This is a genomic window from Streptomyces sp. NPDC047853, assembly GCF_043204535.1.
Classification (GTDB): Bacteria; Actinomycetota; Actinomycetes; order Streptomycetales; family Streptomycetaceae; genus Streptomyces.
Map to the genome: position 1 here is coordinate 17,678 of NZ_JBIDCI010000022.1, position 13,242 is coordinate 30,919.

Sequence of the window (13,242 nt, forward strand, 5' to 3'; positions counted from 1 at the left end):
GGACACGACCAGCTTCACGCCGTCCGGCACGGCGAGTGGTTCGTCGCTGCGCGGTGGAAGGGATCCGGTGTGACGTGGATTCTGCCGGAGCCGATGCTGAGCACCCCCGTGTCCAGCCCTGGTCTGCGGCCGGGCTGGGCGGGCGAGCCGAAGTGGGACGGGTTCCGGGCTGCCGTTTCGGTCGACGCGGGCCGGGTGGTGCTGCGCTCCCGGCGTGGCACGGAGATGGGACCGGCGTTTCCGGAGGTCGTGTCCGGGGCGGTGCAGCTGCCGGATGCGACCGCGATGGACGGCGAGCTGGTCGTATGGGATTCCGCGGGTCGTCTCGCCTTCGAGCGGTTGCAGAACCGGCTTGCCCGGCGTGGTGCCGGTGCGGCCCAGGCAGCTGAGGAGTGGCCTGCCCACTTTGTGGCGTTCGATCTGCTCAGGTTGTCCGGGACCGTGACGATCGGATGGCCCTACTGGCGGCGGCGAGCGGCGCTGGAGTCGGTGTTCGCCGCCCGCCGGCTCTTCGCCCCGTGGGCACAGTGCCCGTCGACCACCGACCCGGACACCGTGCGCGAGTGGCTGACCTGGGCGTCGGTCGGGATGGAGGGCGTGGTCTTCAAACGGCTCACCGATGCCTACAAGCCCTCGGTGAGGGGCTGGCAGAAGTACAAGGTCCGCGAGACGAGTGAGGCGATCGTCGGCGCGGTCACCGGGTCCCTGACCGACCCGCGGACGCTGCTTCTCGGCAGGTACGACGCCGAAGGCCGCCTCCAGGCCGTCGGCCGCACCACCACCCTCGCCCGAGCGGCAAGCACGGCAGTCGCCAGCCTGCTCGAGGCGGCACTGCGCGGGCATCCGTGGACGGGCTGGTCGTTCTCCGCCGGGTGGGGCAGCCGGGAACAACTGGATGTCACGTTGGTGGACCCCGGGCTGGTGGTGGAAGTCGGCGTCGATGTCGCCCGTGACGCCTCCGGCCGGTGGCGCCATCCCGCGCGCTGGCACCGCGCCCGCCCCGACCTCTCCCCCACCGACGTTCCCCTCCTGACGACGCCGCCGCACGATGGCGGCACGCGCGGAGGCCCCGGCCGACGCGCAACCGGCTGAGCGCGCCCCGATCCCCGGCCGCAGCCGTACCGCCCATCCCGCCCGTCCCTTCCTCCTTCACTCCAGCCAGGGGAGATGGGCAGAGCGGCCGCAACGGGGATGTCAGCGACCCGACTACGGCGAGATCGGGTGGTGGCCTGCGCAAACGCGGAGGCGGTCCGTTGGGTCGCGCAACAGTAGGCGCAACCCTTGGTGCAACCTCCAGCGCAACGGCCAGGCGCAACCTGTGTCGCAACCTTGTGCTCCTGGTCGACCGAGGCGCGCCGGGTCACGCGGCCCGGACGGCTCCGTGAGCGCGGACTAGCGATGAGCGCGCGGGCAGCGTCGCCGTAGACGGCCATCTCCGCGAGGCCGGCGAACGCCCTGGCGTAGCCGGCGAGCTCGCGCGGCTGTGTCACCTTGATCTCCGCCGTCAGCGTCTCCACCACGGCCATCGTGTCGTCGTGGACGTAAAAGGCTTCCAGCGGCCGCACGGTGCGGTGCGCGGTGAACGGGATGATTCCCAGCGAGACGGAGGCGAGCGGCATCACGGCCAGGAGGTGGCGCAGCTGCCCGCGCATCGCCTCGGGGTCGGCGGTTTGGTAGCGCAGGACGGACTCTTCCATGAGGACGACGTAGCGGTGGCCGCCTTCGTAGAGGAACCGGGAGCGGGCGACGCGGGCGGCGACGGCTTCGGCGACGTCGAGGACTGCCGCCTGTGCCCTGGCTGCTACCGGCCCGTCTATGAGAGCTCTTCCTCGCACACCCTGATCGGGGCCGGTCCGCTCCCGCTGATGGGGCTGTGCAGGCTGTGTGCCGAGGGATCCACGCTTCGCTCGCTGCGCCAGGCCGACGTGCCTATCGACACCCGCCAGCGCGCTGTCCTGGAGACGGTGGCCGCCGCCCTGGCGTAGGGGTACGGCTCGCACGGCTTGCGTGTATGCGGTTCGGGCGGTGTCGCATCGCGGCACCGCCCACGCACGGATCAGGCAGGGTTGTCGACGGTCACGAAGCCCGCGTCCTTGTAGTACTGGTCGAAGTCCTCGCCCGGTTCGGCGTTGTGGACCAGTCGGGCGAAGGCACGCTCGAAGCGGGTCACCTCGAAGCGGGCCACGATGGTCTTGCCTTCCCGCTTGTCGTAGATGGGCTTGGGAACCGGGAGGATGACACGGCCTCCGTCGACCGAGACGAGCAGGTGGCGGTCGACGAGGGCGCCGTTCCAGAAGACGTCGCCCACCTGATAGTCCACCGGCCTGTCGTCGGGGAAGGTGTTCCAGTCCGGCGTCATTCCCTTGTTCACGGTGATGCCCCAGGCGATGGTGAGCGCGACGTTCTCGCGGTTCACGAGGGTGTTCCCGTGGGACTCGAGGTCCAGGGACCACTTACTCAGCTCGTCGCCCCCCAGCGTGCCCCAACGCTCCCACCTGTCGTGGAAGGAGGGCCCGGAGCCGCCGCCCCAGCACCCGATGTGATGCCAGTCCTCGTTGGTGGACTGCTCGATGGTGTTCCGTATGTCTGCGAGACGCACGTAGATCCTCCCCTAGATGGTCAGCCGTACGGGATGTGCCGCCCGGCCGTTCTCTCCCTGGCTGTCATGATGCGTCAGGCGGTGACTGTGCACGTTGTTTGGCCCGGTCGACCTGACGTAGCAGCAGGTCGGCGAACTGGATGATCTCAGCGGCTTCGATCGGGTCGTCGAACTTCACGGTCCGATGGCTGGGCGGGTTCTTGTACGCGCCCATGGCACCGGCGAAGAGAGCCGAGGCGGCTTCCTGCTCGCCGCCTTCGGCTTCGGCGTCAGCCAGCGGCCCGCCCGCCTTGCCGTTCTTGTGGGGCTGGAACGCCGCGCGCATGAGGTGCACTCCGACCAAGGAGTTGTCGAGTCCGGAGGCTTCACGGACGGCGACTTCGACTGCCTTCATGGCTGCGAAGCTGGCGAGCTCGTACTCGCCCAGGTGAAAGTTGGTACGCACCGGCCCTTCCAGGGCCGGGTGCAACGGGCCTGAGAGCCGTTCGCCGGCCTCGAACCGCGCCAGGCCGGTGGGGTTCTTCGCCAGCTCCATTCCTTCGCGCGAGACCCGGCGGAAGGCTTCGTTCTGGGTCCGGTCCCGGGCGAGCAGTGCCCGGGACTCGAGCCACGACCAGGCATCAGTCAGGACATCGAGGAGCGCGTCGACGTCCGGCTCGCCCTCGTATGCGCGGGCCGCCGTCGAGCCCACGATGCTGTTCAGCTGCAGAGCACGCCCGTTTCCGCTCGCCAGATGCCGGAGCAGAAGCAGGGCGACATCCCGTATCGGTAGCTCCCGTACCTGCTGGGCTGGAACCGGAGCGTGGTAGGTAAAGGTCACGTCGTCACAGTACGAGCACACACCGACAAAGGAGATCGCTTTACCAGGTGCCCTGAATCGGAAGCGGCGTCGGCGGAGGCACGGCGGCTGCTTACGGTAGGAACCGTGACGCCCCTTTCCGACGCCGCACCCGAGCCGGCACCCGTGCCGGTGCGGGTCGTGCTGCCCGCCGACCCGGTGCTCGGGCACCCGGAGCAGGAGGTCGTGGCACGGCTGTGGAGGCGGCGGCAGACCGAGGCAGGCTGGCTGTACCTCGTAGGGCTGCCGTCGTACCGGGACCTCGAAAACAGGATGAATTGCACCTGATGCAACACCCCGCAGGCCGCTAGAAGTCTTGATACCGCTGGCCGAGCGCGGTAAGGCGAACTTCGACGAGAGTTCACTCTTGGCGGTGACCTGGGAGGGAAGAGGCCGCCGCAACAATGTTGCATTGGATACAACGACTTCGTGACTACCGAAGCACCGGGGTCAGCACGGCTTGTGCTGCCCCGCAATGTGGTGCACCTCGACCCGGCAGGAGCGGTGTTCGAGGCGATGAAGGACGGTTGGGCTCGCCAGCAGGCGGCACGCTTCCTGAAGGCCAAGACGATCGATCCGCGGCTGCGTCTGGTGCAGCGTCTGGAGGAGTTCACCGAGCTGTACCCGTGGCAGTGGACTCCGGCGGAAGGCGAGGCATTCATCGCGCATCTTCGCAGCGGTACGCAGCCGATCCAGATGTCCACAGCCCGCACGTACGAGGTGACGATCTCTCTCTTCCTGGACTACTTGCTCGACCGGCGTTACGGATGGATCGCGACCTGCCTGGAGAGGTTCGGTGAGGCCCCGCAGGAGGTCTTCCACGAAGGCAACTCGGTTCTGCATACGGTGGAGTACGAGGCGGATCCCCGCCGGCGCCCGCTGGACTACGACGAGGTCCAGGCGCTGTTCGATGCGGCCGACGCCCGCCCGGCCAGGGTGCGCGGGCAGGGGCGGAAGGGTGCCTTGACCGCGCTGCGGGACGCGGCAGTGCTGAAGACGATCTACGCCTACGGCACCCGGCGTACCGAGTCGTCCAGGGTCGACCTGGTGGATCTGCGGCGCAACAGGAAGGCCCCGCAGTTCGGCGCCTACGGCAGCATGATGGTGCGCTTCGGGAAGTCCTCGAAGGGGGCGCCGCCCAAACGGCGCACGGTGCTGACCGTTCCCGAGATGGACTGGGCGGTTGATGTCCTCGATGAGTGGATCACGGAGATCCGGCCGCACTTCTCACCGGGTCGGCACCCGGCGCTGTGGGTGACCGAACGGGTGGGGCGGCTGTCGCCCCGCTCGATCAACGAAGCCTTCGTCGAGGCCCGGCAGGACGCGGGTCTGGATGAGGACCTCGACCTGCACTGCCTTCGCCACAGCTACATCACCCACCTGACCGAGTTCGGCTACCCGGCCCGGTTCGTTCAGGAACAGGTCGGTCATTCCCACGCGGCCACCACCGCCATCTACATGGGCGTCTCGAACGAGTACCGCAATCAGCTGCTGAAGGCTTCGATGAAGGACCGCCTGGGTGACGACTGGAGCGTGACGGAGTGATCAGGAAGATGGGCTACCAGTGGAAGCTGCGCCAACTCATGGCCGACCAGGGGATGTTCCAGACCTCGGATCTGGTGCCGCTGCTCGCCGAGCGCGGCGTCACGCTCTCGCGTGAGCAGGTGTACCGGCTGGTCACGCAGCAGCCGCAGCGTCTGAGCATGGACACCTTGGTCGCCTTGTGCGACATCCTGGGCTGCACTCCGAACGACTTGATCAAGCCTGAGGTCATCAACGCTCAGGTCCGCAAAAGTGCCGACGGCACGCCGGGTCCGGCTCCGACGGCTCCGCGTCGCACTGTCGTCCGCCGTCCCGGTCCGTGATGAGCTATCGAACCCCGCGGCAGCAGGTAGCTCAGGCAGAGCTGGAGGGCAGGCGTGCCTGGGTGGTGGCCCACCTGTGTCGAACCGTCGGACCGGGGCTGACGGCCGAGGCCGCGCAGGCTGCTGTCGAACAGGCGAAGGGGTGGGGGCCGATGCCGGTCCGGGAACTTGCCCGGTATCTGGAGCAGACGCCCGACGGGCTGACCGTCCCGGTGGTCGCCGGCCCGGTGAGTGTGGTTCGGCTGCGGAAGCTGCTGCACGCCGCCGGGCACGCGGACGCGGTCACGAGGGTGACGTGCGTCCGCTGCGGACGCACGGACCCGCTGCCTACCGAGCTTTCATCTGAAGGGCGTTGTTGCGGTTGGTGCCGGGCCCGGGACAACTTCCGCCCGTGCGGACGCTGCGGGCGGATCGACCAGATTGTCATCCGCCGCCAGGACGGGCCGATCTGCCGGCGCTGCTACCGCAGCGATCCCCTGGTCGTCACCGAGTGCGCGAAGTGCCACCGAATGCGGCCTCCGGGATACCGCCGCGCAGACGGGACCGCGCTGTGCTCCAACTGTGGCCCGAGAATCAAGCGGACGTGCGTCGGCTGCGGCCGGATGCGCAAAGTCAACGCCCGAACCCCCGCAGGGCCGGTCTGCGGCACCTGCTACGAGGGACCGAAACGCCCGTGCGGCGTGTGCGGCGAGGTCGAGCAGATCCTGGTGCGCGGCGGCACTGGCGGGCAGCCGGACATCTGTGTCCGGTGCTACCGCGGGCCCCAGGGCGAATGCACCGTCTGTGGACGGTGGCGCCACGGCGGACAGGTCAGTCAGCGGCAGGGAGCCTACCACTGTCGTTCCTGCTGGCCGCGCCCCATCCGTACCTGCGCTCTGTGCGGCCATGATCGGCGTACGAAGACGGTGTGGCCGCTCGGGCCAGTCTGCTCGGGCTGCTACCAGACTCGGCGTGCGACGCCGGCGCCCTGCTCCTCATGCGGGGATCAGCGCATCATGATCGGCCGCGCAGATGACGGCAGCAGCCTTTGTGCCACTTGTTGCGGGCGGAACGACCCCGGGGCCCGCTGCGACAGGTGCGATCTGCCCGGTGATCTCTCCGAGAACGGCCGATGTCCTCGCTGTGTCCTGGACGAACGGGTCCGTGACCTGCTTGGCAGGAAGGACGGCGACGTACCGGACCATCTGCAGGCCATGGCCGACGCGCTGAACAGCACGGAGAACCCCTATCCCGTGCTGGGCTGGCTGCGTCGCAGCCCCTCCGCCAAGGTGCTCGCCCAGCTCGCCGCCCGCTCCGAGCCGATCACCCACGGACTGCTCGACACGCTCCCGCAGGGCACCACCACCCGGCACGTCCGCTCCCTGCTCGTCGTCGCAGGAGTGCTGCCCGAGCGCAATGAACACCTCGCCCGTCTCGAACGCTGGGTAACCAGTGAACTCTCCCGGCTGCCTGGCCACCAGGCAACCATCGTGCGACCCTTCGCCGAGTGGCACGTCGTCCGCGACGCCCGCCGCCGCACCGCCCGAGGCCGCTACACGCACGGCGCCGCCTCGGGCGACATCAAGGATGTGCAAGCCGCCATCAAATTCCTGACCTGGCTCGACGAACGCACACAGCAACTGGCCACCCTGGGCCAGGCGGACTTCGACCTCTGGCTCGCCAGCCACCCCACTCAGCACGTCGTGATCGGCTCCTTCATCCGCTGGGCCACAACCCGGCGCTTAACCGGCCCACTCGAACTGCCCAGGCGAGGACGCTCGTTCGCCGTCAACTTCCAGACAGCCGACGAATACGACCAGCAGCTACGCCGCTGCCTCAACGACAGCACGCTGCCCCGCGAAGTCCGCATCATCGGTGCCCTGGTCCGGCTCTACGCCCTGCCCGTCGCCAAAATCATCGACATCACCACGGACCGGTTCCACCAAGACGACACCGGCTCCTACCTGACCATCGACCGCCACCCCGTGCTGCTCCCGCCCAGACTGGGCCAGCTCATCAAGGACCAGATCGATCAGCCACGCACCACCACCCGCATGTGCCGGGCACTGGACGAAGCCTCCCCCTACCTGCTGCCAGGCAAGTTCCCCCATCAGCCCCGCAACCCCCACGGGGTAGACAACCTGCTCAGGCGGCACGGCCTGCCGGTCCTCAGCGCCAGGAACACCGCCATGATCGAGGCCGTCACCACGCTCCCGCCCATCGTCGTCGCCGACCTGTTCGGCCTCAGCCCCGCCACAGCGGAGACGTGGGCCAGATACGCCAACGACAGTTGGACCCACTACCTCGCAGCCCGAGCATGACGGGTCCGGATACTCCGTCGCAGCCCTCCCACATAGGTCAGCTCGCGGCGCCAGGACCGGGCGGGATGTGAACGGTCATGATTAGACGGCAGGTTTCGGTGCCCGCGCCGCGGTAGGTGTGGGGGGCGTCGCCGTCGAAGGTGGCGGTCTGCCCGGCCTCGACGGGATGCTCGGCGCCGTCCACGATGAGCACCATTTGTCCGACGGTGACGCTGACGGTCTCCACGACGCCGGCCTGGTGCGGGTGGCTGGGGTACTCCTCGCCCGGTTCCAGTTTCCACCGCCAGACCTCCACCGGGGCCGGCCCCGACGTGGTCAGCATGAGCCGCGCCTCGCCGCCCTTCTCCCCGGCCCACAGGGGCATGACGGCGTCGGCAGACACGACCCGGACGCGCCCTTCGGCCGGCCCCTCCATCAGCGCGGACACCGAGATGCCCAGGGTGTCGGCAAGGCGGACCAAGGTGGCGAAGTTCGGATTGCCCTGCGCCTTCTCCAGTCCGACCAAGGCACCCTTGCTGACCTTTGCCCGGCGCCCGAGCTCATCCAGGGACAGTCCAGCTCTGCTGCGGGCCGCGCGGACGTTGTGCGCGAGCGTCCGCAGTGCCGCCTCAGTCTCGGTCATCGCCCTTACCCCTCCAAGCAGGTAGGTCACTGCACTGGACCGCGTAGTCGTTCGGTTGACGACTCGCGGTCGGTGCGTTGTACGGTGTAGTCGTTCCATTGATAGTAAGGGATGTACCGCTCGTGATCGCTCTGCTGCTGGCCCTCGGCAGTTCCCTGGCTTACGGATGCGCCGACTTCCTCGGCGGCCTGGGTGCCCGCAAGGCCCACGTCCTGCGTACCGTGATGATCGCCGCGCCGGCCTCGCTCACCGTCGAGCTGCTGCTGTGGCCCTTCCTCGGTGCCTCCTTCGCCCCCGCCACCCTCGCCTGGGGTGCCGCCTCCGGCATCGCGTCGGCCGCCGCGTTCGCCCTGCTCTACAAGACCCTGGCGATCGGCCCGATGAACGTGCTGTCCCCGATCACGGCACTGGTGTCGGCGATGCTGCCGGTCGGTGTCGGGCTGGTGCAGGGCGAGCACCTGGGCCTGGCCGGGCTGATCGGCCTGCCGCTGGCGCTGGCGGCCGTCGTGCTGGTCAGCGCCGGGCACGGCGCGAAGTCGGCCCGCCCGTCGCGCACCGCGCTGCTGCTGGCCTTCGGCGCGGGGGCCGCCATCGCGTTGCAGCTGGTCTTCCTGCACCAGGCGCCGTCCGACAGCGGTGTCGGTCCGCTGATCATCGGCCGCGCCGTGTCCTCCGCGGTCACGCTGGCCGCCGCCGGTGTGATGTTCCGGCGGCTGGGTTCGGAGAAGCCGGCCTACGCGATGTCGGCGACGGCTGGTGTGCTGGATTCGGTGGCCAACCTACTGTTCCTGCTCGCCGCCCGTAGCGGTGACCTGGCCGTTGTCGCGGTGATCACCGCCCTCTACCCGGCCGGCACCGTCCTGCTGGCCCGCAGCGTCTTGGCCGAACGGATCCACCGCGGTCAGCTGATCGGCCTGGGCACCGCCGCCGTCGCCGTCAGCCTCCTCGCCCTCACCTGACCCCGCACCCCCGAAGGGACCCCGGCATGTTCATCCAGCCCTGGGACGCCGCCCTGGACGACGCCGAGTGGCAGACCTGGATCGCCGACGGCCACGACTTCGGCCTCCTGAGCGTCAACGGACTGCTCGGACACGCACCGATCGTCGTGCCCACCCACTTCACCGTCGACGGCAGCGCCCTGCTGATCCACCTCGCCCGCCCCAACCCCGTCTGGAAGACGATCGACGTCGACCCCAACGTCACCTTCACCGTCACCGGCGACTACGCCTTCATCCCCGGGCCCTGGCGGGCCAAGCCCGACACCCCGCCCACCGACGGCGTCCCCACCAGCTACTACGCGGCCGTCCAGTTCACCTGCCAGGCCACGACCATCGACGACCCGGCGGCCAAGGCCGAACTGCTGCGCCGGCAGATGGCCCACTTCCAGCCCGACGGCGACCACGCCGCCATCGAGATCGACCAGCCGCCTTACGGGCGGATGCTGCCCGGCATCCGCGGCCTGCGCCTGGACGTCACCGAGGTCCGCGCGAAGTTCAAGTACGACGATCACAAACCCGTCGAGCAGCGCACCGACACCGCCCGCCGGCTCAGCGAACGCGGCCAGGGTCTCGACAAGCCCACCGCCGACCAGCAGCGGCGCCGCCTGGACCGCATCGGCACCTGGAAAGCCTGACCATTAGCCCTCGCGCCCGCATCATCCTCGAGAACGGACCCCCTATGACCAACTTCCGCATCAGCCCCGCCGTCGCGGACGCCTTCCCCGACACCCTCATCGCCGTGGTCACCGCCACCGGTCAGCGCGGCCACGAACCCTGGCCGGCCACCACCACTGCCCTGGAGAACCTGGAACAACAGCTCGCCGACGGCGCCTGGCAGCCCGCCGACGAGAACGACCCGCGCATCGAGGCGTGGCACACCGCCTACCGCTCCTTCGGCACCAACCCCCGCCGCATCCGCCCCAGCGTCGACGCCCTGGGCCGCCGCATGGCGAAGAAGGGCAGCCTGCCGCGGATCAACCCGGCCGTCGACTCCTACAACTGCGTCTCCGTCCGACACGGCCTGCCCTCCGGCGCCTTCGACCTCGACCACATCACCGGCGACGTCGAGATCCGCTACGCCGACGGCAGCGAGACCTTCACCCCGCTCGGCGAACCTGACACCGTCGAACACCCCAAGCCCGGCGAGATCATCTACACCGACACCACCGACGTACTCACCCGGCACTGGAACCACCGCGACGCCCACCGCACCCGCGTCACCGAAGCCTCCACCCACGTCGCTTTCGTCCTGGAGACCGTCGCCGCCATCCGCGACGAGCACCTGCTCAAGGCCGCGGCCGACGAACTGCGGACTCTGCTCGGGCCGCACTGCGAGCAGAGCACCGTGCACTACCTCAGCCCGGCACACCCCCACACCACCGCCTGACTCCTTCGGCCGGCCTGGCCGGCCGAGGGCAGGTGACGGGCTACGGCCCATCACCGCCGAAGGTCACCCTGCATCCCATGGAGGTTCGTCTTGTTCACCGGTCTGAGCGCCTTCCCGCTCACTCCCATCCCCGGTCACGGCGGCGTCGACGAGAAGGCGTTCGCCCGGTTGGTCGGGCGGCTCGCCGAGGCGGGCGTCGACTCTATCGGGGCGCTGGGCTCCACCGGCTCCTACGCCTACCTGACCCTTCAGGAACGCGCCCGCATCGCCCGCATCGCAGTCGAGCACGCCGACGGGGTGCCGGTCATCGTCGGCATCGGAGCCCTGCGCACCCGCCAGGTGCTCCAGGCCGCCGAGGACGCCCAGAACGCCGGCGCCACCGGAGTTCTGCTGGCACCGGTGTCCTACCAGCCGCTGACCGACGACGACGTCTTCGGCCTGTTCGAAGAGGTCACCGCAAACCTGTCGGTCCCCCTGGTGATCTACGACAACCCCGGCACCACCCACTTCACCTTCACCGACCAGCTGTACACACGCCTGGCCTGGCTTCCGCAGGTTGCGTCCATCAAGATCCCCGCGCTCCCCGACGACCCCGAGCAGGCCCGGGCCCGTGTCGAGCACCTGCGCCAGCTCCTGCCCGACACCGTGACGGTCGGCATCAGCGGAGACGCGGCCGCCGCCCGGGGACTGAACGCCGGATGCGACGCCTGGTACTCGGTCATCGGCGGTACCTTCCCCGAACCGGCACTCGCCCTCACCCGCGCAGCCCAGGCCGGCCAGCCCGAGCAGGCACTCCAAGAATCCCAGCGCCTCCAGCCCCTTTGGGACCTGTTCGCCCAGCACGGAGGATCCCTGCGCGTCGTCGCCGCAGCCGCCGCACACCTCGGCCTGACCGCCCACCGCAACCTCCCCCTGCCCCTGCGCGGCCTGGACGCCAAGGAACGCGCCCACCTCGCCACCGTGATCGAGCAGCTGCAGCTCAACCCCTGACAGCCCGCCGCCCCCTCGACCCCTGAGAGGGCGGCGCCATCCCCCTGCCCGCCATCACCACAGGAGAGCGCGCGGCCATGCGCCCAAGCACTGACCACCCCGTCGACGAGCCAGGCTGGGGCCCCCTGGCCCGCTACGTCATCGCGGCGACACTGGCCCGCACCTCCGACGGCGGCGCTGTCGTGGCCATCGTGCTGATGGTCAACACCAGCGGCGGCTCGGGCTGGCTGGCCGGCGCTCTGGGTGCCTGCATCACCGCACCCCACCTTCTGGGCCCCTTCGTCGCCCGCAGTCTGGACACCGCCCGCGACAGCCGCACCGTCATCGCCGCAGCCTCCCTCGCACACGGCACCACCCTGGCCGCCGCCGTCCTGCTCTACCCCCACACCCACCCCGCCGTCACCGCCGCCCTTTTGATCGTCTCCGGGCTCTTCGGGCCCCTGCTCACCGGAGGCATCAGCAGCCGCCTGCCCGCCATCGCCGGCCACAGCCAGCAACGCCAACGCCGCGCACAGGGCTGGGACGTGGCCACCTACGGCATCAGCGGCACCGTCGGTCCCACCCTCGTCGCCGCCGTCTCCGCCTGGGCCTCGCCCGCCACCGCCGCCCTCGCCCTGGCCGCAGGGTGCTACATCGCCGCCGCCGTCATCCGCTTCCTGCCCCACGCCGCGGCCCCCGGCAAGACCCAGGACGTTCCCCGCCCCCTCCGCACCCTCACGGGCATCCTCGCCTCCGGCCCCCTGCGCCGCACGCTGTACCTGACCGTGACCGTCGCCTTCAGCGTCGCCGCCCTGCCTGTCACCGCGGTCTCCAGCACCCACACTCTCGGCGTCAGCGCCGCCGCGGCCGGCATCCTGACCGCCGCCTACGGCCTGGGCAACCTCGCCGGATCCGCAGGCGTCATGATCCGCCCCTCCCGCACCGAAGCAGACCGGCTCACCACCCACCTGGCCGCCGCTGTCGCCGTCACCCTCCTGCTGATCACTATCAGCCCCTCCTTCCTGCTCGCCGTCACCACCTACGCCGCCGCTGGCATCGCCAACGCCTACTTCTTCGCCGCCACCCTCGCCGCCCGCAACGAGTACGCCCCCGACAACGCCCGCGGACAGGTCTTCGTCTGGGTCGGCGCCCTCAAGATCACCGCCGGATCAGCCGGAACAGCAGCCGCCGGAGCCCTCATCGCCACGAGCGCCGCACTCCCACTTCTCCTGGCCATCGCGCTCACCATCGCCAGCACCCTGCTCTCCCTCGCAGAACGCCGCCACAACCGCCGCCAATGCACGGCTTCCAGCGACCCTGCTTCCCCTCAGACCGAGCCCGAGAGCGGACTACCGCACCAGACCGACTCTGGAACCCGTACACACGACTGCTCGAACCACGGGTAGACGCACGGCCGGACGCCGGTCACGCAAAGGATTGCCGAGACGGCACTCAGGCCGGAATACTGCATGATTCGAATATCGCCCCTTCACCAGTAAAACGGGCGTACCTAGTCAAATGTCGCACGGTGGCGAGCGGAGCAGGGACTGCGCGGCCCCTGGCCAGTTCGGATACTCGCAGATGACAAAAGCCTGATGCGCACGTCTGGCTTCCGGACGGGTCAGCACGACCGGAAAAGCCTGGTACGAGCCCTCATGACACCT

14 protein-coding genes and 1 pseudogene are annotated in these 13,242 nt (G+C 69.5%); 11 read left to right on the forward strand and 4 right to left on the reverse strand.

The annotated features are described in order from the left end of the window. Positions 1-93: 93 nt before the first annotated feature. Positions 94-1,092, forward strand: coding sequence for an ATP-dependent DNA ligase (locus ACGF5T_RS30540; RefSeq protein ID WP_392889953.1), 999 nt, complete (start codon positions 94-96; stop codon positions 1,090-1,092). A gap of 305 nt (positions 1,093-1,397) precedes the next feature. Here ACGF5T_RS30540 and ACGF5T_RS30545 read toward each other — a convergent pair. Further along, positions 1,398-1,775, reverse strand: a pseudogene (locus ACGF5T_RS30545) (Scr1 family TA system antitoxin-like transcriptional regulator); the annotation flags it as partial. Here ACGF5T_RS30545 and ACGF5T_RS30550 point away from each other — a divergent pair. Continuing rightward, positions 1,713-1,985, forward strand: a complete 273-nt coding sequence (locus ACGF5T_RS30550) for a hypothetical protein (protein WP_366768302.1) — start codon at positions 1,713-1,715, stop codon at positions 1,983-1,985. The pseudogene ACGF5T_RS30545 and the gene ACGF5T_RS30550 overlap by 63 nt on opposite strands. Positions 1,986-2,056: 71 nt before the next feature. Here the strand turns inward: ACGF5T_RS30550 and ACGF5T_RS30555 are convergent, their stop codons facing one another. Then, on the reverse strand, positions 2,057-2,599 hold the full coding sequence (locus tag ACGF5T_RS30555) for a hypothetical protein (RefSeq protein WP_311579194.1): 543 nt from the start codon (positions 2,597-2,599) through the stop codon (positions 2,057-2,059). 64 nt (positions 2,600-2,663) lie between these two features. Next, on the reverse strand, positions 2,664-3,419 hold the full coding sequence (locus ACGF5T_RS30560) for a TIGR02391 family protein (protein ID WP_366768301.1): 756 nt from the start codon (positions 3,417-3,419) through the stop codon (positions 2,664-2,666). Positions 3,420-3,524: 105 nt separating this feature from the next. On the opposite strand from ACGF5T_RS30560, the gene ACGF5T_RS30565 reads away from it, so the two are divergent. The 4 genes from ACGF5T_RS30565 to ACGF5T_RS30580 all read left to right on the forward strand — a co-directional run bounded on the left by ACGF5T_RS30565 (position 3,525) and on the right by ACGF5T_RS30580 (position 7,602). Continuing rightward, positions 3,525-3,725 (forward strand): hypothetical protein, encoded by a 201-nt coding sequence (locus ACGF5T_RS30565; protein WP_366768300.1) that lies wholly within the window; start codon positions 3,525-3,527, stop codon positions 3,723-3,725. A gap of 228 nt (positions 3,726-3,953) precedes the next feature. After that, entirely contained in the window at positions 3,954-4,982 is a 1,029-nt protein-coding gene (locus ACGF5T_RS30570; protein ID WP_366768326.1) for a tyrosine-type recombinase/integrase, read from the forward strand. Next, positions 4,979-5,302 (forward strand): helix-turn-helix transcriptional regulator, encoded by a 324-nt coding sequence (locus ACGF5T_RS30575; RefSeq protein WP_366768299.1) that lies wholly within the window; start codon positions 4,979-4,981, stop codon positions 5,300-5,302. Before ACGF5T_RS30570 ends, ACGF5T_RS30575 begins: the two co-directional genes overlap by 4 nt. 1,193 nt (positions 5,303-6,495) lie before the next feature. After that, the gene (locus tag ACGF5T_RS30580; protein ID WP_366768298.1) at positions 6,496-7,602 is read left to right on the forward strand and encodes a hypothetical protein; all 1,107 of its coding nucleotides are present in this window, start codon (positions 6,496-6,498) and stop codon (positions 7,600-7,602) included. A gap of 37 nt (positions 7,603-7,639) precedes the next feature. Here the strand turns inward: ACGF5T_RS30580 and ACGF5T_RS30585 are convergent, their stop codons facing one another. Next, positions 7,640-8,224, reverse strand: a complete 585-nt coding sequence (locus tag ACGF5T_RS30585) for an XRE family transcriptional regulator (RefSeq protein ID WP_366768297.1) — start codon at positions 8,222-8,224, stop codon at positions 7,640-7,642. 122 nt (positions 8,225-8,346) lie between these two features. Here ACGF5T_RS30585 and ACGF5T_RS30590 point away from each other — a divergent pair, with 122 nt between their 5' ends. From ACGF5T_RS30590 to ACGF5T_RS30610, 5 genes are all read left to right on the forward strand, one after another. Continuing rightward, positions 8,347-9,183 carry a DMT family transporter gene (locus ACGF5T_RS30590; RefSeq protein WP_366768296.1) on the forward strand — a complete coding sequence of 279 codons (837 nt, stop codon included), beginning with the start codon at positions 8,347-8,349 and terminating at the stop codon, positions 9,181-9,183. 26 nt (positions 9,184-9,209) lie between these two features. Then, positions 9,210-9,857, forward strand: a complete 648-nt coding sequence (locus ACGF5T_RS30595) for an FMN-binding negative transcriptional regulator (protein ID WP_366768295.1) — start codon at positions 9,210-9,212, stop codon at positions 9,855-9,857. Positions 9,858-9,901: 44 nt separating this feature from the next. After that, the gene (locus ACGF5T_RS30600; RefSeq protein ID WP_366768294.1) at positions 9,902-10,609 is read left to right on the forward strand and encodes a phenylalanine--tRNA ligase beta subunit-related protein; all 708 of its coding nucleotides are present in this window, start codon (positions 9,902-9,904) and stop codon (positions 10,607-10,609) included. A gap of 90 nt (positions 10,610-10,699) precedes the next feature. After that, entirely contained in the window at positions 10,700-11,599 is a 900-nt protein-coding gene (locus ACGF5T_RS30605; RefSeq protein ID WP_366768293.1) for a dihydrodipicolinate synthase family protein, read from the forward strand. Between the two features lie 77 nt (positions 11,600-11,676). Next, on the forward strand, positions 11,677-12,984 hold the full coding sequence (locus ACGF5T_RS30610; RefSeq protein WP_366768292.1) for an MFS transporter: 1,308 nt from the start codon (positions 11,677-11,679) through the stop codon (positions 12,982-12,984). Positions 12,985-13,242 lie beyond the last annotated feature (258 nt).